Source organism: Kitasatospora sp. NBC_01300, assembly GCF_041435235.1.
Classification (GTDB): domain Bacteria; phylum Actinomycetota; class Actinomycetes; order Streptomycetales; family Streptomycetaceae; genus Kitasatospora.
In genome coordinates, this window is sequence record NZ_CP108408.1 from 4477339 (window position 1) to 4503280 (window position 25942).

Sequence of the window (25942 nt, forward strand, 5' to 3'; positions counted from 1 at the left end):
CACAGGCTGATCGCTACTGCTCGACCGATCAGTTGTCGACCGGGCGGACCCGGATCCAGGTCTCCAGGTAGTTCGAGGACTCGTTCTCGACCTCGATGCTGGTACCGGTCTTCGGGACGTCCACGCCGCTGTACGGGTTGTCCTTGGACCACCACGACTTCAGGTCCGAGAACTCGTCGACACCCTTGGCCTTCGGGACGATCGTCTCGACGCCGTTCTTGTGCAGGGTCAGCTGGCTGGTCTTGCGCGAGCCGAAGGTCGAGTCGTAACCCTGCATGCGCGGACGCAGCAGGGCGCCGTCGCTCCACTTGAGCGGGGTCGGGTGCGAGTCGATCGGCAGGATCAGACCGTGGCCCGGGTGGGCGCTGACGTTGTTGTTGGGCTGCGACTCGTCCCAGAACCAGATCAGCAGACCGGGCTGGTACGGGTAGTACTCGACCCACTTCGGCCGGCTGTTGCCCCAACCGAAGTTGTACGGGCCGGTCTTCAGGGTCTGGTCGAAGGAGACGTACTGGCGGTTCTCCGCGATGTAGTACTGCCCGTAGTCCTTGGTGTAGCTGCCGGCGAAGCGGGTGAAGCCCTTGGCCACCCAGCCGTTGTCACCGTTCTCGACGTCGTCGCTGAAGATCGTCGAACCGTCGGCGGTCACCGAGATGTCGTCGACGGCGAAGCCGCGGTAGTGCAGGCCACCGTCGGTGGTGTTGTGGAAGCGGACCTTGACGGGCTTGCCGGCGTAGGCGTCCAGCGAGAAGGACACGTCGCCCCAGGCGGCGGTGAGACCGGTCAGGGCCGCGCGACCGCCGGCGTCCTTCGCGATCGGCTTGCCGTTCCAGGTGCCGTCCAGGGCGGTCCAGTTGGTGCCGCCGTCGGTGGAGACCTCGGCGAAGGCGTAGTCGAAGTTCGCCTCCAGCTCGTACCAGGCCTTGGCGTTCAGGCTGGCCTTAGTCTTGCCGGTCAGGTCGATGTCACGGGTGAGCGTGACGTTCAGGTTGTCGTCGCTGCCGCTCCACCACTCGCTCTTGCCCGAAGCGGGCTTGTTGATGTCGGTGGGGATGGTCTTCTTCGGCAGCTCGACGACCAGGGCCTGCGGCAGGTTGCTGTTGTACTCGACCGGGCCGATGTGGTGGGTCGACTCGGTGCCGGCCTTGGCCTTGTCGAACTTCAGCCAGCCGAGCTTGAGCTTGCTCCACGCGTCGAGGTCGTTCGGCATGTCGCCGATGGCGCCCTTGCCCTCGCCGAGCCAGGAACCGGAGGACATCAGCGACCAGAAGCCGACCGAGTTGTCGATGCCGGTGCCGGCGGTGTCGTAGAGGTCCGGCAGACCGAGGTCGTGGCCGTACTCGTGGGCGAAGACGCCGAGGCCGCCGTTCTCCGGCTGCATCGTGTAGTCGCCGATCCAGAAGCCGGAGTCGCCGACCTGGACGCCGCCGAGCTTGTTGTCGGCCGGGCCCGCCTGGCCGTTCAGGTTGCCGTAGGCGTACGCGCGGTGGGCCCACAGGGCCTTGTTGCCCTGCTTGCCGCCGCCGGCCGACTTGTCCTCACCGGCGTGCACGATCTGGAAGTGGTCGATGTACCCGTCGGGCTGGTTGAAGTTCCCGTCGTTGTGGGAGCCGTAGCGGTCCCACTGGTCGTACGACGCCAGGGTGGCCTTGACCTGCTCCTTGGTCTGGCCCTTGGCGATCTGGTCCTTGTACCAGATGTCCACGGCGTCGCGGATCAGGTCCTGGGCGCTGTCGCAGACGTTGGAGCCGCAGTAGTCCGAGCCGTACCGGGCCTCGTTCCACGGCACCCGCACCCAGTCCGAGACCACGCCGTCGACCGAGTAGCGGCCCGAGGACTGCTTCTCGTAGAAGGTCTTCAGCGAGGGCTTGTCCTTGGAGAAGTACAGCTCCTGGAAGTGCTGCTGGTTGTAGTCGGCCTGCCAGGCGGTCGAGTTGTCGTTGGCGCGGTCCGGCTTCTCGATCTCGTTGTGCTTCGGGCCGGGCTCACCGCCGTACATGACCTTGCCGTCGGCGGTCTTGGTGGTGTTGTCCACCTGGTCGCCGAAGTCGACCAGGATGGTGAAGATCTTGTCCGTGCGCTCGCGACCGAGCTCCACGTACTTGTCCTTGCCCAGCTTGATGCTGCTGCTGCCGTTGTGCTGCTCGACCTGGGCGGTGCCCGCGATCAGCTGCTCGGTGGCGGCCTTCTGCTCGGCCTCGACCTTCTCGGTCAGCGGGCCCGGCAGGTTGTGTTCGATGTTGGCGGACTGGACGGCGTCGGCCGGGTCCCTGGGCGCGGGAGCCGAGCCCGCGGCGACGGCGGTGGCCGGGAACAGGCCCGCGCCGAGAGTGACTATGACCGCTGCGGCCGTGGCAGCCGCAGCGGATCTCCTGATGTTCTTCAACGTTGTGACGTCCTCCCCGACCGGGGCCAGCTCTTGGCCAAAGCCCGGCAAACCAAAATGAAAGACAGGTGGACGTCATTTGATACAAGCGTGGACAGAAAAGATAGCCCTTGACCATGACATGGCCACGGCGCTATCCTGCGCAACTTCCCATCAGCTGACCATATGTCAACCGTATGTCCGTTAAAGCTTACTGAGAAATCGGACGCACCCGCACCAGCCCGCCGCGGGGCCATCCGCCCTCGTCCAGGGGCGCCCCCGGTCAGGCCGCCCGGAACGCGCCGAGCCCCCGGCGCTGACGCCGGGGGCTCGGTAGCTGTGAAGTTGTCTGTTAAATGTTGCTACTTCGTCAGGTCCGGACCGGACGAGGCGACCGCGGCCGGGGTGTCCGCGACGGCCGACTTCTCCTCACCGCGGAAGGTGAACTTGGCCTCCTTGCCCTCACCCTCGACACCGACGACCACGATGTGGCCGGCCCGCAGCTCGCCGAAGAGGATCTTCTCGGAGAGGTGGTCCTCGATCTCGCGCTGGATGGTGCGGCGCAGCGGCCGGGCGCCCAGGATCGGGTCGTAGCCGCGCTTGGCCAGCAGCTTCTTGGCCTCGACGCTGAGCTCCAGGCCCATGTCCTTGTCCTTGAGGCGGCCGTCCACCTTCTCGATCATCAGGTCGACGATCTGGATGATGTCTTCCTCGGACAGCTGGTGGAACACCACGATGTCGTCGACGCGGTTCAGGAACTCGGGGCGGAAGTGCTGCTTGAGCTCCTCGCCGACCTTCGCCTTCATCCGCTCGTACCCGGTCGTGGAGTCACCCGTGGCCGCGAAGCCCAGGTTGAAGCCCTTGGAGATGTCCCGGGTGCCGAGGTTGGTCGTCATGATGATGACGGTGTTCTTGAAGTCGACCACGCGGCCCTGGGAGTCGGTCAGGCGACCGTCCTCCAGGATCTGCAGCAGCGAGTTGAAGATGTCCGGGTGGGCCTTCTCGACCTCGTCGAAGAGGACGACGGAGAACGGCTTGCGGCGGACCTTCTCGGTCAGCTGGCCGCCCTCCTCGTAGCCCACGTACCCGGGGGGCGAACCGAAGAGCCGGGAGACGGTGTGCTTCTCGGAGAACTCGGACATGTCGAGCGCGATCAGCGCGTCCTCGTCGCCGAAGAGGAACTCGGCGAGCGTCTTGGACAGCTCGGTCTTACCGACGCCGGACGGGCCGGCGAAGATGAACGAGCCGCCGGGGCGCTTCGGGTCCTTGAGGCCCGCACGGGTGCGCCGGATGGCCTGGGAGAGCGCCTTGATGGCGTCCTTCTGGCCGATGACGCGCTTGTGCAGCTCGTCCTCCATGCGCAGCAGCCGCGAGGTCTCCTCCTCGGTCAGCTTGAAGACCGGGATGCCGGTGGCGGTGGCCAGGACCTCGGCGATGAGCTCCTCGTTGACCTCCGCGACGACGTCCATGTCGCCGGCCTTCCACTCCTTCTCGCGCTTGGCCTTGGCCTGGAGGAGCTGCTTCTCGTCGTCGCGCAGGGACGCGGCCTTCTCGAAGTCCTGCGCGTCGATCGCGCTCTCCTTCTCGCGGCGCACGTCGGCGATCTTCTCGTCGAACTCGCGCAGGTCCGGCGGCGCGGTCATCCGGCGGATGCGCATTCGGGAGCCGGCCTCGTCGATCAGGTCGATCGCCTTGTCCGGCAGGAAGCGGTCCGAGATGTAGCGGTCGGCCAGGGTGGCGGCGGCGACCAGCGCGGAGTCCGTGATGGAGACCCGGTGGTGGGCCTCGTAGCGGTCGCGCAGACCCTTGAGGATCTCGATGGTGTGCGGCAGCGACGGCTCGGCGACCTGGATCGGCTGGAAGCGGCGCTCCAGCGCGGCGTCCTTCTCCAGGTGCTTGCGGTACTCGTCCAGGGTGGTGGCACCGATGGTCTGCAGCTCGCCGCGGGCCAGCATCGGCTTGAGGATGCTGGCGGCGTCGATGGCGCCCTCGGCGGCGCCCGCGCCGACCAGGGTGTGCAGCTCGTCGATGAACAGGATGATGTCGCCGCGGGTGCGGATCTCCTTGAGCACCTTCTTCAGGCGCTCCTCGAAGTCACCGCGGTAGCGCGAGCCGGCCACCAGGGCGCCCAGGTCCAGCGTGTAGAGCTGCTTGTCCTTGAGCGTCTCCGGGACCTCGCCCTTGACGATCGCCTGCGCCAGGCCCTCGACCACGGCGGTCTTGCCCACGCCGGGCTCGCCGATCAGGACCGGGTTGTTCTTGGTGCGGCGGGACAGCACCTGCATGACCCGCTCGATCTCCTTCTCGCGCCCGATGACCGGGTCGAGCTTGGCCTCGCGGGCGGCCTGGGTGAGGTTGCGGCCGAACTGGTCCAGGACCAGCGAGGTCGACGGGGTGCCCTCGGCGGGCCCGCCGGCCGTGGCCGACTCCTTGCCGCCGCCGGTCTGGTAGCCGGAGAGCAGCTGGATGACCTGCTGGCGCACCCGGTTGAGGTCGGCGCCCAGCTTGACCAGGACCTGGGCGGCGACGCCCTCGCCCTCGCGGATCAGACCGAGCAGGATGTGCTCGGTGCCGATGTAGTTGTGGCCGAGCTGCAGTGCCTCCCGGAGCGACAGCTCCAGGACCTTCTTCGCCCGCGGGGTGAAGGGAATGTGGCCGGACGGGGCCTGCTGCCCCTGGCCGATGATCTCCTCGACCTGCTGGCGCACGGCCTCAAGGGAAATCCCGAGGCTCTCCAGGGCCTTGGCGGCGACGCCCTCGCCCTCGTGGATCAGACCCAGGAGGATGTGCTCGGTGCCGATGTAGTTGTGGTTGAGCATCCGGGCTTCTTCCTGAGCCAGGACGACAACCCGCCGCGCGCGGTCGGTGAACCTCTCGAACATCGTTTATCGCTCCTCAGAGCGGTCGGGCAGTTCGGGGTCGGTCCCCGCCCTGTCCTTCCGCATGCTAGTCCCGCTCAGCGGCGCGGCCCACGGATTCACTCCCCGGTACGGGAGCGAGATGCTGCGCGACCAGCCGACACCAATCCCAACCTGATGCTGGGAAACGGTGTTCCCACAGGTGGCCCGGATGCACCGGATACCGCTACGCCATCGGCGAACAGGAGCCGCCGGGGCGGAGCCGGGCCGTCTCCGGCCGGTCACGCATACTGCCCCTGGACGGGTCGAAGAACCCGTCCACCTGCATTCATACCCGGTATCGGGGCGCTTCTCGCGCAGTTTCCGCGGTGGCGGTGTTCGCCTGGCGAGAAGTCGCGTCGCGGCGACGGCGGTTCGGCACGGCCGGTGCGGCAGGTACGCCGCCCGGTGGTGCCGGCGTTACCGCTTCGCCCTTACAGCGTTGCACAGCTCGTGATTGTTCCGCCGCCCGAGCCCGCGCCCCGGACGCCCCCCGGTACCGGTGGCCCTGCGGCCCCCGGGGTGCGCGCCGCGGGGCGCGGAGGAGAGTCCTCCGCGCCCCGCGCGTGTGTCGTCGGCGCCGTGTGCGGCCGCCGGGGCCCCGCATCCGCTCCGGCGTTCCGGCGGCGCCGGGGTCAGGACGCGTTGGCCTTGTCGTAGGCCTCGCGGACGGTGCTCGGCACCCGGCCGCGGTCGTTGACCTCCATGCCCTGCTCCTTGGCCCACGCGCGGATCTTCGCGGTGTCCGGCGCGCTGCCGGAGGGGCGCGGCGCGGTGCCGCGACCCGGGCGCCGCGGGCCGGCGAGCCGGCCGCTCTGCTTGCGGCCCTTCTCCACGTACGGCGCCAGCAGACCGCGCAGCTTGTCCGCGTTGACGCTCTTCAGGTCGATCTCGTAGGCAACGCCGTCGAGCGCGAACGTCACCGTCTCGTCCGCCGAACCACCGTCGAGATCGTCTTCAAGAATGACCTGCACCCTCTGTGCCACGGGCTTCCCTTTCCGCTAAACGACCCATTGCCTAAGGAAAGGAAAGCGCCTTTCTCCGGAAAACACAAACCCTTGACCGGCGCGGACCCGCTCAGAGGTGCAGCAGCATGCGCGAGTTGCCCAGTGTGTTGGGCTTCACCCGCTCCAGGTCAAGGAACTCCGCGACACCTTCATCGTACGAGCGGAGAAGTTCTTCATAGACATCCGTAGCGATCGCCGCCGGGTCTGTCGTACCATCATCGGTTTCCTGAAGCTCTCCGATCTCGACGAAACCGTGTTTCGCGAAGAACGGAACCTCGAACGTCAAGCAGAAAATCCGACGGACGCCGAGCCAGCGCGCGGTCTGCAGCAGCTTCTCCAGCAGCAGATGTCCGACCCCGAAGCCCCGGCAGGACGGATCGACGGCGAGCGTGCGGACCTCGGCCAGGTCCTCCCACATCACGTGCAGGGCGCCGCAGGCCACCACCGCACCGGTGTCGTCGCGTTCGGCGACCCAGAACTCCTGGACGGATTCGAACAGTGTGACTGTGGGCTTGTCGAGCAGAATGCCGTCGCGTGAGTAGGCGTCGATGAGCCCGCGTACGGTCCGCACGTCCGTGGTCCGCGCACGGCGGATGGTGACCTCCATGGCCGGGACGTTATCGTGTCGCGCCCGGCGGGGTCTCCCCGGTATCCGGTCCCGGCTCCGCGGATTCGGCGGGGGGCGGATCCGGCGGGAACAGAGCGGTGACCCGCAAGGCGTCCCGCAGTGCCTCGCGCTGCCCGGGCGACATCAGGCCGAAGAAGTGCACCAGGGCCGCGGCCGGATTGTCACTGGTGGCCCACGCGTCGTTCATCAGCGCAGCGGTGTACGCCTCGCGGGACGAGACCGGTTCATATCGATAGGCCCGGCCGACCCGCTCGCGGCGCAGCCAGCCCTTTCTGTGGAGCTTGTCCAGGACGGTCATCACCGTGGTGTACGCGATTTCGCGTTCCGACTGCAGATCCAGGAGAACCTCGCGAACCGTCACCGGCCGGTTCCACTGCCACACCCGGGTCATGATGGCGTTCTCAAGTTCACCGAGTTGCCGGACCATAGTGCGGCCAGGATAGGGAGTGAATGGGGCAAATCTTGTGAAGTGCGCCAAACCGGCGCGCCGCCACCCCCGGAATCGGGAATGGCGGCGCGTCGGTGGTTCGGCGGCTGACGGTGTCAGTCGCGGGTTCGCTCGCGGGTCAGTCGAGGTCTTCCTTGGCCTTCTGGGCTCCGCCCTGGCTGCGGATGATGGCCCGCACCAGGAATCCGAAGCCGATCGCCATGACCAGCGGCGGCACGATCGCGCTGACGTAGTCCATCAGTCACTCCTCCTCGGTCTTCTCCGCCGTCGCGGCGGAAGCCTTCGCCTCCGGCTTCACCAACGGGAAGAGCACGGTCTCCCGGATGTTCTTGCCGGTCAGCAGCATGATCAGGCGGTCCACCCCGAGGCCGAGGCCGCCGGTGGGCGGCATCGCGTACTCCAGGGCCCGCAGGAAGTCCTCGTCGATCTGCATCGCCTCGACGTCGCCGCCGGCCGCCAGCAGGGACTGCGCGGTCAGGCGGGCGCGTTGCTCGACCGGGTCGACCAGCTCGGAGTAGGCGGTGCCGATCTCGGTGCCGAAGATCACCAGGTCCCACTTCTCGGCCACGCCCGGCACCGAGCGGTGCTGGCGGGTCAGCGGGGAGACCTCGGTCGGGTAGTCCTTGATGAAGGTCGGCCGGACGGCGTTCTCCTCCAGCAGGCGCTCGACCATCTCCAGCACGATCTGACCGTGGCCCCAGTCCTTGTCGAACGGGATGCCGTGGTCGAAGGCCAGCTTGCGCAGCTCCTCGACGCCGGTCTCCGGGGTGACCTCGACGCCCAGGCGGGCGGAGATGCCCGGGTAGACGGAGACCTCCTCCCACGGCTCGGCCAGGTCGATCTCGTGCTCGACGCCGTGCGCGTCCAGGCCCTTGATCACCGTGGTGCCCAGCGCGTCCCGGGCCGCGTTGACGATCGTCTCGCGGATCAGCTCGGCCTGGGTGTCGTAGTCGCCGTACGCCTCGTACGACTCCAGCGAGGTGAACTCCGGGTTGTGGGTGGAGTCCGCGCCCTCGTTGCGGAAGTTGCGGTTGATCTCGAAGACCTTCTCGGCGCCGCCGACCACCAGCCGCTTGAGGTACAGCTCGGGGGCGATGCGCATGTAGAGGTCGATGTCGTACGCGTTGATGTGCGTCTTGAACGGGCGGGCGTTGGCGCCGCCGTGCACCGGCTGCAGCATCGGGGTCTCGACCTCGATGTAGCCGCGGTCCTCGTAGGTGCGGCGGATCGAGCGGACCACCTTGCTGCGCAGGTGCAGGATCTCGCGGGCCTCGGGGTTGACGATCAGGTCGACGTACCGCTGGCGGACCCGGGCCTCCGGGTCGGTCAGGCCCTTGTGCTTGTCCGGCAGCGGGCGCAGGCACTTGGCGGTGAGCTCCCAGCGGTCCACCATCACGGACAGCTCGCCGCGCTTGGAGGTGATCACCTCGCCCTCGACGCCGACCTGGTCGCCCAGGTCGATGTCCGTCTTCCAGGCCGCCAGCCGCTCCGCGCCCAGCTTGTCCAGGGAGAACATCACCTGGAGGTCGCCGGTGCCGTCGCGCAGCGTGGCGAAGCAGAGCTTGCCGCCGGTGCGGGAGAGGATCACCCGGCCGGTGACGCCGGCCCGCTCACCGGTCGCGGTGTCGGGTTCCAGGTCCGGGTGCTTGGCACGCAGGTCCGCGATGGTGCTGGTGCGGGGGAAGCCGACCGGGTAGGGGTCGACACCGGCCGCCCGGAGCCGGTCCAGCTTCTCGCGCCGGACGCGCATCTGCTCGGGAAGGTCGTCGGTCGCGGGGATGGGGCTCTGATCGCTCACCCCACAAGGGTAGCCAGCCACACACCGTGCTCCGCCACGGGATAACGCGGGAGGGGGACCGCGTCGGCGGTCCCCCTCCTCGGGCGCGGGCGGCTCAGCCGGTGCCGGTGGCGAGTTCGATCTCGTCGGGGTCCGGCGCGGCCGGGGGCGCGGGGTGGGCGGGGGGCTTGGGGCGGCGCCCGAAGAGTTCGGCCGGGGTGGGCATCCGGTGCGGGCGGGGCGGGTTCTGGGGGGCGGTGGGCCGCTCGGCGGGGGAGTCGGTGCTGCTCATCGTGATCCGTCCTCCAACAGGGGTGGGGAGACTGCTCGGGGGTGCGGCGGGGCTCGGTACGACGACGAGGTGGCGGGGCTGCCCGGTGGTGAGGGCGAGCCGCTCGCGGACGGCGGCCTCGGCCAGCGCGTGGCAGCGGCCGGCCAGCCGGGAGCGGCGGGCGCGTTCGCCGTGGCCGCACGGCTGGCGGGTCAGCCCGCGCAGCGCGGTGAGGTCCTCCGGGCCGGGCAGGTAGCCGTCGGTCACGGCCTCCTCCAGGCGTTCCAGGTAGCCGGGGGCGCTGCCGGGCAGGGCCGCCCGGTAGCGCCCGAGGTCGGCGAGCAGGAAGGCGCGCAGCCGGCCGCCCTCCTGGACGGCCTCGTCGATCGCCTCGGTCAGACGCAGCGCGTCCTGGACGTCCTCCGCCCACAGCTCGGCGCCCGGGCCGGCGAACACCGGACGGTCGGGGAGCTGGAGGTGGACGGGGACGGCGGGGTGCAGGGCTTGGGCGAGGGCGCGGCGCAGCACGCGGACTTCGTCGGCGCTGAAGGCCATGCCGCCGCGCGATCCGTGTGGCGTAGGCATGGGCTGACACTACGTGAGGAATATCCGATTTGTCGGTAACGTCGCGCCGACGCCCCACGTTCGGCCCGGCGGAATCGGCCGCGGGGGTGGGGGAGGACGCGCGTCGGCGCCCCCCGGACGGACCGGGGGGCGCCGACGGTGGGCCCAGGGCGTGCCCTGGGGGCCGGTCAGGCCGGGCGGTTGCGCTCGAAGACCAGGCGCAGGCCGATCAGGGTGAGCCAGGGCTCGTGGACGTCGATGGTGGAGGCCTCGCCGAGGACCAGGGGGGCCAGCCCGCCGGTGGCGATCACCTGGACGTCGTCCGGGTCCTTGGACAGCTCCTTGGCCATCCGGTCGACCAGGCCGTCGACCTGGCCCGCGAAGCCGTACAGGATGCCGGACTGCATGCCCTCGACGGTGTTCTTGCCGATCACGTTGCGGGGCCGGGCCAGCTCGATCTTGCGCAGCTGGGCGCCGCGGACGCCGAGCGCCTCCACCGAGATCTCGATGCCGGGGGCGATCGCGCCGCCCACGTAGTCGCCGCGGGCGTTGACGGCGTCGAAGGTGGTGGCGGTGCCGAAGTCGACCACGATGCACGGGCCGCCGTACAGGTGGTTGGCGGCCAGGGCGTTGACGATCCGGTCGGCGCCGACCTCCTTGGGGTTGTCCATCAGGACGTGCACCCCGGTCTTCACGCCGGGCTCCACGATCACCGCGGGGACGTCGCCGTAGTAGCGGCGGGTCACCTCGCGGAGCTCGTGGAGCACGGCGGGAACGGACGAGCAGATCGCCAGGCCCTCCACCGCGGCCTCCCGGACCGCGGTGTGGTTGCCCATCAACCCCTGTAGCAGCACTGCCAGTTCATCGGCGGTGCGGCGCGAATCGGTCGAGATCCGCCAGTGTTCCACCACGTCCTCGCCGTCGAACAGGCCGAGCGTGGTCTGGGTGTTGCCGACGTCGATGGTGAGGAGCATGGGGCGCTTTCTGCGAGTCGGGACGAGAGGTCAGGCGCGCAGGTCGAGGCCGATGTCCAGGATCGGCGAGGAGTGGGTGAGCGCGCCCACCGCCAGGTAGTCGACACCAGTCTGGGCGACCTCGCGCGCGGTGGCCAGGGTCAGGCCGCCGGAGGCCTCCAGCTTCGCCCGGCCGGCCACCAGCTCGACGGCCTCCTTCAGCTGCGGGACGGTGAAGTTGTCCAGCAGGATCAGGTCGGCACCGGCCGCCAGCACCGGCGGGATCTGCTCCAGGGTGTCGACCTCGATCTCGACCGGCAGGTCGGGGTAGGCGGCCTTGACGGCCCGGAAGGCCTCGGCGACGCCGCCGGCCGCGACCACGTGGTTGTCCTTGACCAGGGCGGCGTCGGACAGGGCCATCCGGTGGTTGGCGCCGCCGCCGCAGCGCACCGCGAACTTCTCCAGCGCGCGCAGGCCCGGGGTGGTCTTGCGGGTGTCCCGGACGACGGCGCCGGTGCCCTCCAGGGCGTCGGCCCAGGCGCGGGTCGCGGTGGCGATGCCGGACAGGTGGCAGAGCAGGTTGAGCGCGCTGCGCTCGGCGGTGAGCAGGTCGCGGGTGCGGGAGCGGACCGACAGCAGGACCTGGCCGGCCTCGACCCGGTCGCCGTCCTGGACGTGCCGCTCGACCTCGAACTCCTCCTCGCAGATCAGCGAGACGACCGCCTCGGCGATCCGCAGGCCGGCCACCACGCCGGCCTGGCGGGCGGTGAAGTCGGCGGTGGCGACGGCCTCGGCGGGCACGGTGGCCACCGAGGTGACGTCCTCGCCGCCGGCCAGGTCCTCGGCCAGCGCCAGGGTGGCGATGTCCTCGACCTCGATCGGGTCCAGTCCGGCCTGCTCCAGCAGCTCGGCCAGCTGCGGGTCCAGGCCGGTCTCGTAGCCCTCGCCGTCCCCGCAGGCGCAGCCGTCGCCGCAGCCGCCCTGGGCGTCGGCCAGGGGGAGTTCCTCGTGGGAGTGGGTCATGGTTCTACTGCTCCTCAGGGGTGCTGACGGGGCCGCCGGAGGCGGTGAGGGTGGTGATCAGGTGGCGCCGCCAGTGGGCGTCGTCGCGCTCGGGGAAGTCCTCGCGCCAGTGGCAGCCGCGGGTCTCCTCGCGCTGCGCGGCGGCCGCGACCAGCGCGGTGGCGACCAGCAGCAGGTTGGCGGCCTCCCAGGTCTCCACCCGCGGGTCGGCGGGCTTCTCCTCGGCGACGTGCGCGTGGGCCTGCTCGGCGAGCAGGGCCAGCCCGGCGGCGGCGTCGGCCATCGAGGCGGCCGAGCGCAGCACGCCGGCGCCGCGCGACATCAGCCGCTGGATCTCGGCGCGCGACTCGGGGGCGGGCAGCGGGACCGGCTGTGCGGCGCGGGCGGCGGCGACGTCCACGGTGCGCTCGGGCAGTGTGCCGCGGTGGTGCCGGTCGGCGAGGTCGGCGGCGATCCGCTCGGCGAAGACCAGGCCCTCCAGCAGCGAGTTGGAGGCCAGCCGGTTGGCGCCGTGCACCCCGGTGCAGGCGACCTCGCCGCAGGCGTACAGGCCGGGGACGCTGGTGCGGCCGTGCCGGTCGGTGCGGATGCCGCCGGAGGCGTAGTGCGCGGCCGGGGCGACCGGGATCGGCTCGGTGACCGGGTCGATGCCTTGCGCGCGGCAGGAGGCGAAGATGGTCGGGAAGCGCTGCTGCCACATCTCGGCGCCGAAGTGCCGCCCGTCCAGGTACATGTGCTCGGCGCCCAGTTCCTGCATGCGCCGGGTGATCGCCTTGGCGACGATGTCGCGCGGGGCCAGCTCGGCCAGCTCGTGCTGCCCGAGCATGAAGCGGGTGCCGTGGGCGTCCACCAGGTGGGCGCCCTCGCCGCGGACGGCCTCGGAGACCAGCGGCTGCTGGCCCTCGGCCTCCGGGCCGAGCCAGAGCACGGTCGGGTGGAACTGGACGAACTCCAGGTCGGTGACGGCGGCGCCGGCCCGCAGGGCGAGCGCCACGCCGTCACCGGTGGAGACCGCCGGGTTGGTGGTGGCGGAGAAGACCTGTCCCATGCCGCCGGTGGCGAGGACCACCGCGCGGGCCCGGACGGCGCCGACGCCGTCGCGCTGGCCCTCGCCCATCACGTGCAGGGTGAGGCCGGCGGCGTGCCCGTCGGCGTCGGTGAGCAGGTCGAGGACGAGGGCGTGCTCGATCAGCTCGACGCCGGGGTCGCTGCGGACGGCCTCCACCAGGGCGCGCGATATCTCGGCGCCGGTGGCGTCCCCGCCGGCGTGCGCGATCCGGCGGCGGTGGTGGCCGCCCTCGCGGGTGAGCAGGATCTCGCCGTCGGCGCTGCGGTCGAAGGCGGCGCCGACGGCGATCAGCCGGCGGACGGCGTCCGGGCCCTCGGTGACCAGGGTGCGCACGGCCTCCTCGTCACAGATCCCGGCGCCGGCCACCAGGGTGTCGTCCAGGTGCTGCTCGGGGGTGTCGCCCTCGCCCAGGGCGGCCGCGATGCCGCCCTGGGCCCAGCGGGTGGAGCCGTCGTCCAGCATCGCCTTGGTGACCACCAGGGTCCGCAGGCCGGCCTTGCGGGCGTTGAGGGCGACGGTGAGGCCGGCCACTCCGGAGCCGACCACGACCACGTCGGTGGTGGCGGTCCAGCCGGGGGCCGGGGCGGTGAGGCGGTGCGTGGCGGACATGGCGTCAGTAGCTCCTTCAGCGCGCGGCGGTCGGGGCCGCGCCGTTGCCGTCACCGTACGCCTCGTCGCCGCGGAGCAGTCCGGTGCCCTCCGGGGCCTCGGCGGGGTCGCCGCCCAGGCCGGTGATCCGGTTCCGCTCGTCCACGAAGACGATGCTCGGTTCGTAGCCCTTGGCCTCGGCGGTGTCCATCTGCCCGTAGGCGATGAGTATGACCAGGTCGCCGGGGTGGACCAGGCGGGCGGCGGCGCCGTTGATGCCGATCACGCCGGAGCCGCGCGGGCCGGCGATGGTGTAGGTCTCCAGCCGGGCCCCGTTGTTGATGTCGACGATGTGGACCAGCTCGCCGGGGAGCAGGTCGGCGGCGTCGAGCAGGTCCTCGTCCACCGTGACGGAGCCGACGTAGTGCAGGTCGGCCTGGGTCACGGTGGCCCGGTGGATCTTGGACTTGAGCATGGTGCGGAGCATTGCGGGTCACGCCTCCTGTGAGTGCATGCCTGAAGGGGGGAGCTCTTGCCGAACGGTTCCGTGCTGGGTGGCCGGCTGCCTGGGGCCGGACAGGGCCTAGCGGCAGATGACGTGGACGTTGTCGATCAGGCGGGTGGAACCCACCTTCGCGGCGACGGCCAGCACCGCCGCGCCCTGGAAGTCGTCCGCCGCTTCGCTGAAGTCGTGCGGGTCGATCAGGGCGAGGTAGTCGAGGGTGATGCCTTCGGCCGCGTCCAGGACGGCCGAGGCGGCCTCGCGGACGGCCTTCGGGCCCTGGGCGGCGGCGTCCCGGCCGGCGAACAGCGCCTTGGAGAGGGCGAGGGCCTGCTCGCGCTCGTCGGCGGAGAGGTAGCGGTTGCGCGAGGAGCGCGCCAGCCCGTCCTCCTCGCGGGCGGTCGGCACCCCGACCACCTCGACGTCGAAGTCCAGGTCGGCGACCATCCGCTGGATGATCGCGAGCTGCTGCGCGTCCTTCTCGCCGAAGAACGCGAAGTCCGGGTCGGTGATGTGCAGCAGCTTGGCGACGACGGTCAGCACGCCGTCGAAGTGGCCGGGGCGGGTGGCGCCCTCGAAGCGCTCGCCCATCGGGCCGGCCGACAGGCGCACCTGCGGCTGGCCGTTCGGGTACACCTCGTCGACGGAGGGCGCGAACACCACGTCGGCGCCGTTCTCCTCGGCCAGCTTCACGTCCTCGTCCAGGCTGCGCGGGTAGCGCTCCAGGTCCTCGGCCGGGCCGAACTGCAGCGGGTTGACGAAGACCGTCACCGCCACCCGGCCCTCCTGGCCGACCTGCTTGCGGGCGGCCCGGATCAGCGCGGCGTGGCCCTCGTGCAGCGCGCCCATGGTCATCACGACGGCGTTGTCGACCGGGCGCTCGTCCGGCCAGAACGCGGCCTCGAAGTCGTCCACGGTGCGGGTGACGACGGCCCGGTGGACCTTCGGCGCCCGCTGGGTCCTGACCGGCTGCTTTCCGCGTGCCATTAGCGATTCTCCTCGTTCAGTACGTCCAGCAGCGCCGCCGCCGACGCTTCGTCGATCGTCCCGTTGGCGAGCGCCCGCTGCGCGGTGGCGCGGGCCATCGCCCGGTAGGCCGCCGGGATGTCCGGGGACACCGTACTGAGCTGCGCCAGGTGGCGCCGCACGGTGCCCGCGTCGCCCCGGGCGACCGGGCCGGTGAGGGCCGCGTCGCCGGAGCGCAGGCTGTTGTCCAGGGCTGCGCCGAGCAGCGGGCCGAGCAGTCGGCCGGGCTCGGCGACGCCGGCCGTGCGCAGCAGGTCCATCGCCTGCGCGACCAGGGTGACCAGGTGGTTCGCGCCGTGCGCGAGGGCCGTGTGGTAGAGCGGGCGGACCTGCTCAGGCACCCACTCCGGCTCGCCGCCCATCTCCACCACCAGCGCCTCGGCGACCGGCCGCAGCTCCTCGGGGGCGGTCACCCCGAACGGGCAGCCGGCCAGCCGGTCCAGGTCGACGGAGGTGCCGGTGAAGGTCATCGCCGGGTGCAGGGCCAGCGGCAGCGCCCCGGCCAGGGTGGCGGGCTCCAGGATGCCGACGCCGTGCGCGCCGGAGGTGTGCACCAGCAGCTGCCCGGGGCGGACGGCGCCGGTCGCGACGAGGCCGGCCACCAGGTCGGCCAGCGTGTCGTCCGGCACGGTGAGCAGTACCAGGTCGGCGGCGGCCAGCACCTGCGGCGGGGTGACGATCCGCACCCCGGGCAGCAGTGCCTCGGCGCGGCGGCGGGAGGTGGCGGACACCCCGGAGGCGGCGACCACGGTGTGCCCGGCGAGCTGCAGGGCGGCGCCCAGCGCCGGGCCGACCCGGCCGGTGCCGACCACGCCGACGGCCAGCCGGGCCGGGCGGTTGCCGGGGTCGGTCGGGTCGTCGGGGTGGCCCGGGTGGCTCGGGTCGTTCAGGTGGCGCGGATCGCCGAAGCCGTCGGCGAGCGGGGCGAACCCGCCGTCGGCGGCGTGGTCGGCACTGTCGGACGTGTTCACGGCCCGGCCCTCGTCCTTAGCTCCTCGTTCCGGTCCTCTTCGGGTACCGGACGTACCGGCCCATTCTACGGGCGCTCGGCCGGTCCTCCACGGGGTGCTCCACGGGATGCCCGGGGATGCGCGGGGATGCCCCGGGGCGCTCAGTCCGTCGCCCCGGCCCGGATCAGCCCGGCCTCGTAGGCGAGCACCACGGCCTGGACCCGGTCGCGCAGGCCGAGCTTGGCCAGGATCCGGCCGACGTGGGTCTTCACGGTGGCCTCGGAGAGCACCAGCCGGGCCGCGATCTCGCCGTTCGACAGCCCCTGGGCGACCAGTAGGAACACCTCCCGCTCCCGCTCGGTCAGCGGCCCGAGGGCGTCCGCACCGGGCGCGCTCTGCGGGGTCGGCAGCACCTCGGCGAAGCGGTCGATCATGCGGCGGGTGGTGGTCGGCGCGACCACCGCGTCCCCGCCGTGCACCGCGCGGATCGCGGCCACCAGCTCGGTCGGCGGGACGTCCTTGAGCAGGAAGCCGCTGGCGCCGGCCTTGAGCGCGGCGAAGGCGTACTCGTCCAGGTCGAAGGTGGTCAGGATGAGCACGTGCGGGGCGTTGGGCACGGGGCTGCCGTCCTCGGCCAGGCAGATCCGGCGGGTGGTCTGCACCCCGTCCAGGCGCGGCATCCGCACGTCCATCAGGATCACGTCCACCTCGGTGTGCCGCAGCTGCTCCAGGGCCCGGGCGCCGTCGCCGGCCTCGGCGACGATCTCGATGTCGCCCTGCGACTGCAGGATCATCCGGAAACCGGTGCGCAGCAGTTCCTGGTCGTCGACGAGCATCACGCGGATGGTCAAGGTGGCTCCTTCAGGGGGCGTCGGGGGGACCGGGGGTTAGTGGGCCGCCTTGAGCGGCAGGATGGCGCGGATCCGGAAGCCGCCGCCGGGGCGGGGGCCCACGTCGAGGCTGCCGCTGACCATGCCGACCCGCTCGCGCATGCCGATCAGGCCGTGGCCGAGGCCGTCCGTGCCGCCGGTGGCCAGGTGCTCGTCGGTGCTGCCGCGGCCGTCGTCCTCGACCAGGACGGCCAGCTCGCGCTCGCCGAAGTCGACCGCGACCCGGGCGTGCACGTCGGGGCCGCCGTGCTTGCGGACGTTGGTCAGCGCCTCCTGGACGATCCGGTAGACCGTCAGCTCGACGCCGCGCGGCAGTTCGCGCGGATGCCCGGAGGTCGCGTAGTCCACCTGCAGCCCGGCCGTGCGGACCTGCTCCAGCAGCTCCGGCAGTTCCTCGACGCCCGGCTGCGGCACGTACTCCTCGGCGGTGTCGGCGGTGCGCAGCACGCCCAGCAGGCGTCGCATCTCGACCAGCGCCTGCCGACCGGTGGACGCGATCGTGCCGAGCGCCTCCTTCGCCTGCTGCGGCGAGTTGTCGAGCACGTACGCGGCGCCGTCGGCCTGGACGATCATCACCGAGACGTTGTGCGCGACCACGTCGTGCAGCTCGCGGGCGATCCGGGCGCGCTCGGCGGCCACCGCCACCTTGGACTGGGCGTCCCGCTCGCGCTCCAGCCGGGCGGCGCGGTCCTCCAGCTCGGTCAGGTAGGCCCGGCGCACCCTGGTCAGCCGCCCCCACGCCCAGCACAGGATGAACGGGGTGCTCATCAGCAGGGTGATCAGCGCCGCCTCGCCGAAGGAGTACGGGCGGGTGTGGAAGTCCCCGGCGCCGTTGGAGACCGTCTTCAGCGGGTGGACCTGCCAGAACACCAGGGGCCCGGCGGCCAGCCCGGCGACCAGCGCCAGCCGGGACGTCCACTTCTGGCCGAAGGCGGCGCCGGTGTACGCGAACACCAGGTAGGCGATGGAGGAGGCGGCCGGGAGGACGTCGGCGGCCACCTGGCCGAGGCCCAGGCCGGTGGCGGCCGCCACGGTGACGTCGGGGAAGCGTCGGCGGAAGACCATGAGCGCGGGCAGCAGCACCGCGATCAGGACCTGTGCGTCGAAGCGCCAGCCGTCGCTGAAACTGTCGTTCGGCAGCAGGCCGAGGAAGAGCACCGCCGCCGCCCAGGCGGCGTCGACCACCACGGGGTGACGGCGGAGCCAGGCGTTGAGTCGATGCACGTCTCCAGCCTAGGCAGTCACCTGGCGTGTTCAGGTCCGCCGGTAGGGCGATCCGTCCTACTCCGTAGGTCGGAGACGCACCGTACCGGTGGGGAGGGCGCGGACGGCTCCGGGTAGCGTCCCGCGCTATGACTTGGATGCGGTGGGCGCCCGCCATGGAGCAGGCCCTGTACGACCCGGACGGCGGCTTCTACCGCAGGCCGGAGGGCCCCGCCGGGCACTTCCGCACCTCGGTGCACGCCTCGCCGCGGTTCGCCCGCGCGGTGGCCCGGCTACTACTGGAGGTTGACGCCGCCCTGGGCCGTCCGGAGGAGCTGGCCCTCGTCGACGTCGGGGCCGGACGCGGCGAACTGCTCACCGGGGTGCTGGCTGAACTGCCCGGCGAGGTGCTGGCGCGGCTGCGCCCGTACGGCGTGGAGATCGCGGGGCGCCCGGCGGGTCTGCCGTCCACAGCCCTGTGGACGGACGAGGTGCCGCGCGGCCTCACCGGGCTGCTGTTCGCCAACGAATGGCTGGACAACGTGCCGCTGGACGTCGGCGAGGTCGACGAGGACGGGGTGCTGCGCTACCGGGAGGTGGACACCGAGACCGGCGGGGAGCGGCTCGGCGGGCCCGTCTCGGCGGCCGACGCGGCCTGGGCCGAGCGCTGGTGGCCGGTCGGGCACCCCGGGGACTTCGTGGAGCTCGGCGGCCCCCGGGACGCCGCCTGGGCGCGGGCCGTCGCCGGGCTGGAGCGCGGCCTGGCCGTCGCCGTCGACTACGGGCACACCGCCGACCGGCGCCCGCTGTTCGGCACCCTCACCGGCTTCCGGGGCGGCCGCGAGGTGGCGCCGGTGCCGGACGGCTCCTGCGACGTCACCGCGCACGTCGCCCTGGACTCCATCGCCGCACCCGGTCTCCACAGCCTGTGGACAACCCAGCGGGACGCCCTGCGCGCCCTCGGCGTGAGCGGCGCCCGGCCGCCGCTCGCGCTCGCCTCCACCGACCCGGTCGGCTACCTGCGGGCGCTCGGCGGGGCCGGCGAGGGCGCCGAACTGACCGACCCGGCCGGGCTCGGCGCCTTCGGCTGGCTCGCCCAGGCCGTCCGCATGCCGGTACCGGAGGCCCTGGCCGCCCTCCCGGGGTGGCAGACTCTGACCTCATGAGGGAGACCACGGTCGGCATCGGGGCGGGAGCCGAGAACTTCACCGGCGAGGCGGGCACCACCGACATGGTGCTCAACATCGGCCCGCAGCACCCCGCCACGCACGGCGTGCTGCGACTGCGGCTGGTGCTCGACGGCGAGCGGATCATCACCGCCGAGCCGGTGATCGGCTACATGCACCGGGGCGCGGAGAAGCTGTTCGAGGCCCGCGACTACCGGCAGATCATCATGCTGGCCAACCGGCACGACTGGCTCTCCGCCTTCGGCAACGAGCTCGGTGTCGTCCTGGGCGTCGAGCGGATGCTCGGCATGGAGGTCCCCGAGCGGGCGGTGTGGATCCGTACCCTGCTCGCCGAGCTCAACCGGGTGCTCAACCACCTGATGTTCCTCGGCTCCTACCCGCTGGAACTCGGCGGCATCACCCCGATCTTCCACGCCTTCACCGGCCGCGAGGACCTCCAGCACGTCCTGGAGGAGGCCTCCGGCGGGCGCATGCACTACATGTTCAACCGGGTCGGCGGCCTCAAGGAGGACATCCCGGCCGGCTGGCTCGGCCGCGTCCGCACCGCCGTCGCCACCGTCCGCTCCCAGCTGCCGGTCTTCGAGGACCTCGTCCTCGGCAACGAGATCTTCCGTGCCCGCACCGCCGGCGTCGGCACCCTCACCCGGGCCCAGGCCGAGGCGTACGGCGTCAGCGGCCCGATCGCCCGTGCCAGCGGCCTCGACTTCGACCTGCGCCGCGACGAGCCCTACCTCGCGTACGGCTCCGACGAGCTGCGGCAGGTGCTCACCGTGGTCACCCGCGAGGAGGGCGACTGCCTGGCCCGGTTCGAGTGCCTGCTGGAGCAGACCCTCAACTCGCTGGACCTCGCCGACGCCTGCCTCGACAAGATCGCCACCCTGCCGCCCGGCCCGGTCAACCAGCGGCTGCCCAAGGTGCTCAAGGCCCCCGAGGGCAGCACCTACTCCTGGACCGAGAACCCGCTCGGCATCAACGGCTACTACCTGGTCTCGCGCGGCGACAAGACGCCGTGGCGGCTCAAGCTGCGCTCGGCGTCCTTCAACAACGTCCAGGCGCTGACCGAGCTGCTGCCCGGGACGCTGGTCGCGGACATGGTGGCGATCCTCGGGTCGATGTTCTTCGTCGTCGGGGACATCGACAAGTAGGGCCCGGCCCTTCGCGGGCCGGGCCTGCGCAGGCCGGTGCTTCCCGGGCTCAGCCCTTCTTCGGCCGCTTGACCGGGTCGGCCGGGTGCGGGGCCACCTTGCGGTCACCCTTGGTGGCGATCCGCTCCGCGCACAGGCCGGCCAGCACGTCGTACGCCGCCTTGCCCATCAGCTCGGTCAGCTCGGGGCGGTAGCTGACGTACACCGGGTCCGGCCCCTGGTGCGCCGCCGGGCTGCCGGTGCACCACCAGTGCAGGTCGTGGCCGCCCGGGCCCCAGCCGCGGCGGTCGTACTCGCCGATCGAGACCTGGAGGTAGCGGGTGTCGTCCGGCCGGTCGATCCAGTCGTAGGTGCGGCGGACCGGCAGCTGCCAGCAGACGTCCGGCTTCGTCTCCAGCGGCTCCCGGCCCTCCTTGAGCGCCAGCGCGTGCAGCGCGCAGCCGGCGCCGCCCGCGAAGCCGGGGCTGTTCACGAAGATGCAGGCCCCGTTCACCCGGCGGGTCTGGCGGTCGCCGTCCTCGTCGAGCATGGTGATGCCGCCGTCGGACCTGATCCGGCCAGCGGCGTCGGTGCCGTGCGCGAAGTTCTCCCACAGCTCGGGCGTCAGCCGCTTCGCGTGGCCGAGGACGCGCTTCTCGTCGTCCTCGTCCGAGTAGTGCGCGCCCAGCGTGCAGCAGCCGTCCGACTCGCCGCGGCCCTCGCGGATGCCGTGGCAGCCCTGGCCGAAGACGCAGCCCCAGCGGGAGGTCAGCCAGGTGAGGTCGCAGCGGAACACCTGCTCCTCGTCGTCGGGGTCGGCGAACTCGACCCAGGCGCGCGGGAAGTCGAGCGGGACCTCGTCACGGGGGATGCCGCCGAGCGGGGCCTCGCCGCGCAGGGTCGGCATCGCCAGGTCGACGGGGGCGGGGGAGGCCTTGGACTTCTTCTTGGACGTTTCTGCTGGTGCCACCCGGCAAGGGTAGAGCCTTCGGGCCGGCCTGCCCGGACCCGTCCGGGTGATCCGGGGTGCGCCGCGGCGCCGGTGGCGGCCGGCCGACCGCAGGCTGGAGGGAACCGCGCGGCACTGTCGGGTTGTCAGATCAGTTTGATGATCTCGCGTTGACCCGTATTGGATGCCCTGGAACACCCCGGATCACCACTGGAGCACCGAGCCGTGACCGCCTCGCCCCGCGCCGCCCAGACGGCCGTCCTCGCCGCCCTCGCGGTCCTGGCCGCCGGGTGCGCCTCCGCGCCCGCACTGCGGGCCCGGTCGGCCGCCGCCGCTCCGCTGTGCGACGCCCCGGTGGTGATCGGCCACCGGGGCGCCCCGCGCAGCGCCCCCGAGAACACCATGGCCTCCTTCGAGACCGCCCTCGACCAGGGCGCCGACTGGCTGGAGACCGACGTCCAGACCACCAGGGACGGCGTCCCGGTGCTGATGCACGACCCCACGGTGGACCGCACCACCAACGGCAAGGGCGCCATCGCCGACCTCACCGCCGCCCAGATCGCCGCCCTGCGGGTGACCGTCGGCCCCGGCCCCACCGAGCCCGTCCCCACCCTCCAGGAACTGCTCAAACGCCTCTCCGACAGCAACGCCACCCTGCTGATGGAGATCAAGTGGCAGCGCGCCGAGGACGTCACCCGGATCGCCCGGATCGCCGCCGGCAGCGGTGCCCGGGTCGTCCTCTACTCGTTCTCGGCGGAGCACCTGCGCCAGGCCCACGCCGCCGCGCCCGCCCTGCCGGTCGTGCTGATCCAGGGCTCCGCGATCGCCGAGGACCCGGGTGACCTGCCGCTGCGCGGCATCGCCCTGGACGCGGCGCTGGCCAGCGCCTCCCGGATCGCCGCCGAGCGCAGGGCGGGCCGCGAGGTGTACGTCTGGACGCTCGACGACGAGGAGTCCTGGCAGCTGATGTCGGCCCGGGACGCCGACGGCCTGATCACCGACACCCCGGGCCGGGCCCGCCGCTGGGTGGACACCAACTGCCGCCCCGAGCGCCGGGCCGGACCGCGCGGCCACTGACGCGTCCGGCCGCCGGAGGCCAGGTACGGCCGGGGCCGGTGTGAAGACGGTCGAGACCGGTTTCGCCCGGGGCCGGATCGCGTAGCGTGGAGAGTTATGCGACTCGGTGTACTCGACGTAGGTTCCAACACCGTCCACTTCCTCGTGGTGGACGCCCATCCGGGTGCCGCCCCGCTGCCCGCGTACTCGCACAAGGCCGAACTGCGGCTGGCCGAACTGCTCGACGACGACGGCGCGATAAGCGAGGCCGGCGTCGAGCGGCTGGTCGGCCACATCGCCTCGTCGCTGCGGGTCGCGGAGGACAAGGGCGTCGTCGACATCCTGCCGTTCGCCACCTCCGCCGTCCGGGAGGCCGCCAACGGCGAGGAGGTGCTGCGCCGGGTCGCCACCGAGACCGGGGTGGAGCTGCAGGTGCTGTCCGGGCAGGACGAGGCCCGGCTCACGTTCCTGGCCGTCCGGCGCTGGTTCGGCTGGTCCTCGGGCCGACTGCTCAACCTGGACATCGGCGGCGGCTCGCTGGAGATCGCCTGCGGCCTGGACGAGCAGCCCGACGTCGCCTGCTCGCTGCCGCTGGGCGCCGGCCGGCTCACCGCCCGCTGGCTGCCCGGCGACGTCGCCGACCCGGACGGGCTGCGCGGGCTGAGACGCCACATCCGGGCCGAGATGGCCACCGTCGTGGGCGAGGTCGCCCGGCTCGGCGCGCCGCAGCACGCCGTCGCCACCTCCAAGACCTTCAAGCAGCTGGCCCGGATGACCGGCGCCGCCCCCGCCGACGCCGGCCCGTACGCCGACCGCCGGCTCACCCGCAGCGGGCTGTCCGCCTGGCTGCCGCGGCTGTCCTCGATGACCGTCGAGGAGCGGTCGCGGATCCCCGGCGTCTCCGAGGGCCGCGCCAAGCAGCTGCTGGCCGGGGCGCTGGTCGCGGACGCCGCGATGGACCTGTTCGGCCTCGACGAGCTGGACGTCTGCCCGTGGGCGCTGCGCGAGGGCATCATCCTGCGCCGCCTGGACGCCATGGACGGCTCGGCCGACCGTCGCCGCCCGGCCCTCACCCCGTAGGGCCCTCACCCCGTAGGGCCCTCGCGCCGCAGGGCGCCACACCGTCGGCCCCGTGGCCCGTCCGGCGGCTCCCGCCGGGGCCGGCCGGGGATCCGGTCCCGTTCGGAGCGCGGTCCGCTTACGCTGTCTCCCGTGGCGCAACCAGCGGGCGAGGACGGGACGCGGGAGGGCCGCGCTCCCGGGGACGGGCAGCCGCGGCCAGACGGCCCGCGCCGCAAACTCGGCAAGGCCGTCAAGGGCGCCACCGGGGCGAAGGCCGCGAAGGCCGTCGAGGCGGCCCGGCGCACCGGGCGCAAGAGCACGGCGCGCAAGGCCGCCGAGAAGCCGTCCGCGGCGGAGCCGAAGCAGCCTGCGGGAGGCGCGTCCGGGACGAAACCCGCGGGGGCGAAGCCTGTCGGGACGAAGTCCGAAGCGAGCAAGCCCGCCGGGACGAAGCCCGAGGCGCGGAAGTCCGCGGGGACGCGGAAGGCCGCCGCGACCGCCGCCCCCCGGGAGACCCGCACCGCCCGGGCCGCCGGCGCCGCCAAGGCCGCCGTCCAGTCGGTGCGCTCGGTCAAGGCCGCCCGGCGCGACGCCGCCCGCCCGCCGCTGCTGCGCACCACCGACCGGCTGGTGCTGCCCTCGCACCCGGCCCTGCACATCCCCGACACCAAGGTGGTCCTGTCCACCGCGTCGGTGTACCCGGCGAGTACCGCCGTCGCCTTCGAGCTGGCCGCCAAGCTCGGCTACGACGGGGTCGAGGTGATGGTCTGGAACGACCCGGTCAGCCAGGACGTCGAGGCCCTGCGCCGTCTCTCCGACGCCCATCAGATGCCGATCCTGGCCGTGCACGCGCCCTGCCTGCTGATCACCCAGCGGGTGTGGACCACCGACCCGTGGACCAAGCTGGTCCGGGCCCGGGCGGCGGCCGAGAAGCTCGGCGCGAGCGCCGTCGTGGTCCACCCGCCGTTCCGCTGGCAGCGCCAGTACGCCCGGGACTTCGTGACGGGCATCAACCGGATGGCGGGCGAGACCGACGTCCGCTTCGCGGTGGAGAACATGTACCCGTGGCGCTACCGCGACCGCGAGGTGCTGGCCTACGCCCCGGGCTGGGACGTCACCGACGAGGAGTACCGGCACTTCACCATCGACCTCTCGCACGTCGCCACCTCCCGGATCGACGCGTTCGCCATGGTCGAGCGGATGGGCGACCGGCTCGCCCACATCCACCTCGCCGACGGCAGCGGCTCCGGCAAGGACGAGCACCTGATCCCGGGCCGCGGCAAGCAGCCCTGCGCCGAACTGCTGGAGCACCTGGCCCGTACCGGTTTCGACGGCCACGTGGTGCTGGAGGTCAACACCCGCCGCTCCGCGTCCCCCGCCGAACGCGAGGCCGACCTCGCCGAGGCCCTCGCCTTCACCCGCTTGCACCTGGCCACCCCCTCGCGCGTACGCTGAGGAAACGCGCCCGGCTGGGTGCGAACTTCCTTGCGCAAGGGGAGAAATGACGGATCAACAGGACTTCCGGGAGATCGCCCAGAGCTTCGGCGGGGTCGCCGCCGAGTACGACCGGGCCCGCCCCGGCTACCCGGACGGGCTGTTCGAGGCACTGGAGCGGTTGTCCGGTCGCCGCCTCAAGGGGGCCCGGGTGCTGGACGTCGGCGCCGGCACCGGCATCGCCACCCGGCTGCTGGTCGCGCGCGGCGCCGACGTCGTCGCGGTGGAGCCCAACGCGGGCATGGCCGCCCAGTTCCTGGCCTCCTCTCCGGGCCTGCCGCTGGTCAGGGCCGGCGGTGACGAACTGCCGTTCCACGACGACTCCGCGGATCTGATCAGCTACGCCCAGTCCTTCCACTGGACCCGCACCGAACGGGCCATCCCCGAGGCGATCCGGGTGCTGCGGCCCGGCGGCGCCCTCGCCGTCTGGTGGAACGTGCACGACGAGACCGTGCCCTGGGTCCGGGCCCGGGCGGAGCGGCTGAGTGCCGCGCTGCCCAACTACCACGGCTACGGCCGGACCGCCGAGTTCATCGCCCTGCTCGCCCCGGCCGGGCTGAGGGTCGAACGCGCGGTGCTGCGCTGGGAGCGGCGGATCACCGTCGACCAGGTGCTCGACGACCTGGTCTCCCGCTCGTTCGTGGCCTCGCTCTCCCCGGCCGAGCGCGAACCGGTGCTGGCCGTCGAGCGGCGGGCGATGACCGCCGAGTTCCCGGACGGCTGGGTGGTCGAGCCCTACGTCCTGGAACTGGCGGTGGGCATCACCCCGGCCTGACCCACACCCCGGCCTGACCCGCACCCCGCCCGGACGGCCCGCCCGCGTGACCGCATCGCGGACGGGCCGTCCGCCGCCTGGACGGCGGGCGTAGGCTCGGTAGCCACAGCGGCCCCCGCATCCTCCTACCGGCG

22 protein-coding genes are annotated in these 25942 nt (G+C 72.2%); 6 read left to right on the top strand and 16 right to left on the bottom strand.

Annotated elements, in window-relative coordinates; all coding sequences use genetic code 11:
- Positions 1–28: 28 nt before the first annotated feature.
- The 15 genes from OG556_RS19875 to OG556_RS19945 all read right to left on the bottom strand — a co-directional run bounded on the left by OG556_RS19875 (position 29) and on the right by OG556_RS19945 (position 18182).
- Positions 29–2386, bottom strand: a complete 2358-nt coding sequence (locus OG556_RS19875) for an immune inhibitor A domain-containing protein (RefSeq protein ID WP_371518281.1) — start codon at positions 2384–2386, stop codon at positions 29–31.
- A 341-nt stretch (positions 2387–2727) separates the two neighbouring features.
- Positions 2728–5247, bottom strand: coding sequence for an ATP-dependent Clp protease ATP-binding subunit (locus tag OG556_RS19880; protein ID WP_350878400.1), 2520 nt, complete (start codon positions 5245–5247; stop codon positions 2728–2730).
- Between the two features lie 650 nt (positions 5248–5897).
- Positions 5898–6248, bottom strand: a complete 351-nt coding sequence (locus OG556_RS19885) for an Lsr2 family protein (RefSeq protein ID WP_350878401.1) — start codon at positions 6246–6248, stop codon at positions 5898–5900.
- Positions 6249–6339: 91 nt separating this feature from the next.
- A complete protein-coding gene (locus OG556_RS19890; RefSeq protein ID WP_350878402.1) occupies positions 6340–6876 on the bottom strand; it encodes an amino-acid N-acetyltransferase in 537 nt (178 codons plus the stop codon).
- Positions 6877–6886: 10 nt separating this feature from the next.
- Positions 6887–7324 carry a BlaI/MecI/CopY family transcriptional regulator gene (locus OG556_RS19895; RefSeq protein WP_363589010.1) on the bottom strand — a complete coding sequence of 146 codons (438 nt, stop codon included), beginning with the start codon at positions 7322–7324 and terminating at the stop codon, positions 6887–6889.
- A gap of 262 nt (positions 7325–7586) precedes the next feature.
- Positions 7587–9143: a bifunctional lysylphosphatidylglycerol synthetase/lysine--tRNA ligase LysX gene (lysX, locus tag OG556_RS19900; RefSeq protein ID WP_079135798.1), complete on the bottom strand. Its 1557-nt coding sequence runs from the start codon at positions 9141–9143 to the stop codon at positions 7587–7589.
- Positions 9144–9237: 94 nt separating this feature from the next.
- The gene (locus tag OG556_RS19905) at positions 9238–9978 is read right to left on the bottom strand and encodes a hypothetical protein (RefSeq protein WP_363589008.1); all 741 of its coding nucleotides are present in this window, start codon (positions 9976–9978) and stop codon (positions 9238–9240) included.
- 167 nt (positions 9979–10145) lie between these two features.
- A complete protein-coding gene (locus OG556_RS19910) occupies positions 10146–10931 on the bottom strand; it encodes a type III pantothenate kinase (RefSeq protein WP_350878407.1) in 786 nt (261 codons plus the stop codon).
- Between the two features lie 30 nt (positions 10932–10961).
- Positions 10962–11933, bottom strand: coding sequence for a carboxylating nicotinate-nucleotide diphosphorylase (gene nadC, locus OG556_RS19915; protein ID WP_063348830.1), 972 nt, complete (start codon positions 11931–11933; stop codon positions 10962–10964).
- Positions 11934–11937: 4 nt separating this feature from the next.
- Positions 11938–13611 (bottom strand): L-aspartate oxidase, encoded by a 1674-nt coding sequence (locus OG556_RS19920; RefSeq protein WP_371518282.1) that lies wholly within the window; start codon positions 13609–13611, stop codon positions 11938–11940.
- 16 nt (positions 13612–13627) lie between these two features.
- Positions 13628–14077: an aspartate 1-decarboxylase gene (gene panD / locus OG556_RS19925; RefSeq protein ID WP_371518283.1), complete on the bottom strand. Its 450-nt coding sequence runs from the start codon at positions 14075–14077 to the stop codon at positions 13628–13630.
- Between the two features lie 96 nt (positions 14078–14173).
- Positions 14174–15079 (bottom strand): pantoate--beta-alanine ligase, encoded by a 906-nt coding sequence (gene panC, locus OG556_RS19930; RefSeq protein WP_371518284.1) that lies wholly within the window; start codon positions 15077–15079, stop codon positions 14174–14176.
- On the bottom strand, positions 15079–16008 hold the full coding sequence (locus tag OG556_RS19935; RefSeq protein ID WP_371522765.1) for a Rossmann-like and DUF2520 domain-containing protein: 930 nt from the start codon (positions 16006–16008) through the stop codon (positions 15079–15081). The genes panC and OG556_RS19935 overlap by 1 nt, the downstream gene beginning before the upstream one ends.
- 221 nt (positions 16009–16229) lie before the next feature.
- Complete coding sequence (locus OG556_RS19940) at positions 16230–16919, bottom strand: response regulator transcription factor (RefSeq protein WP_350878413.1); 690 nt, start codon at positions 16917–16919, stop codon at positions 16230–16232.
- Between the two features lie 36 nt (positions 16920–16955).
- A complete protein-coding gene (locus OG556_RS19945; protein ID WP_371518285.1) occupies positions 16956–18182 on the bottom strand; it encodes a sensor histidine kinase in 1227 nt (408 codons plus the stop codon).
- 128 nt (positions 18183–18310) lie between these two features.
- Between OG556_RS19945 and OG556_RS19950 the strand changes: the two genes are divergently transcribed.
- Positions 18311–19327 (top strand): SAM-dependent methyltransferase, encoded by a 1017-nt coding sequence (locus tag OG556_RS19950; RefSeq protein WP_371518286.1) that lies wholly within the window; start codon positions 18311–18313, stop codon positions 19325–19327.
- Positions 19324–20493 (top strand): NADH-quinone oxidoreductase subunit D, encoded by a 1170-nt coding sequence (locus OG556_RS19955; protein ID WP_371518288.1) that lies wholly within the window; start codon positions 19324–19326, stop codon positions 20491–20493. Before OG556_RS19950 ends, OG556_RS19955 begins: the two co-directional genes overlap by 4 nt.
- Before the next feature lie 49 nt (positions 20494–20542).
- Here the strand turns inward: OG556_RS19955 and OG556_RS19960 are convergent, their stop codons facing one another.
- Positions 20543–21379 (bottom strand): hypothetical protein, encoded by an 837-nt coding sequence (locus OG556_RS19960; protein WP_371522767.1) that lies wholly within the window; start codon positions 21377–21379, stop codon positions 20543–20545.
- Between the two features lie 267 nt (positions 21380–21646).
- Between OG556_RS19960 and OG556_RS19965 the strand changes: the two genes are divergently transcribed.
- The 4 genes from OG556_RS19965 (at position 21647) to OG556_RS19980 (ending at position 25808) form a co-directional block, all read left to right on the top strand.
- Positions 21647–22498, top strand: a complete 852-nt coding sequence (locus OG556_RS19965) for a glycerophosphodiester phosphodiesterase (RefSeq protein WP_371518290.1) — start codon at positions 21647–21649, stop codon at positions 22496–22498.
- A 96-nt stretch (positions 22499–22594) separates the two neighbouring features.
- Positions 22595–23557 (top strand): Ppx/GppA family phosphatase, encoded by a 963-nt coding sequence (locus OG556_RS19970; protein ID WP_371518292.1) that lies wholly within the window; start codon positions 22595–22597, stop codon positions 23555–23557.
- 609 nt (positions 23558–24166) lie between these two features.
- Positions 24167–24994, top strand: coding sequence for a sugar phosphate isomerase/epimerase family protein (locus tag OG556_RS19975; RefSeq protein WP_371522769.1), 828 nt, complete (start codon positions 24167–24169; stop codon positions 24992–24994).
- A 46-nt stretch (positions 24995–25040) separates the two neighbouring features.
- Positions 25041–25808 carry a class I SAM-dependent methyltransferase gene (locus OG556_RS19980; protein WP_371518294.1) on the top strand — a complete coding sequence of 256 codons (768 nt, stop codon included), beginning with the start codon at positions 25041–25043 and terminating at the stop codon, positions 25806–25808.
- Positions 25809–25942: the final 134 nt, after the last annotated feature.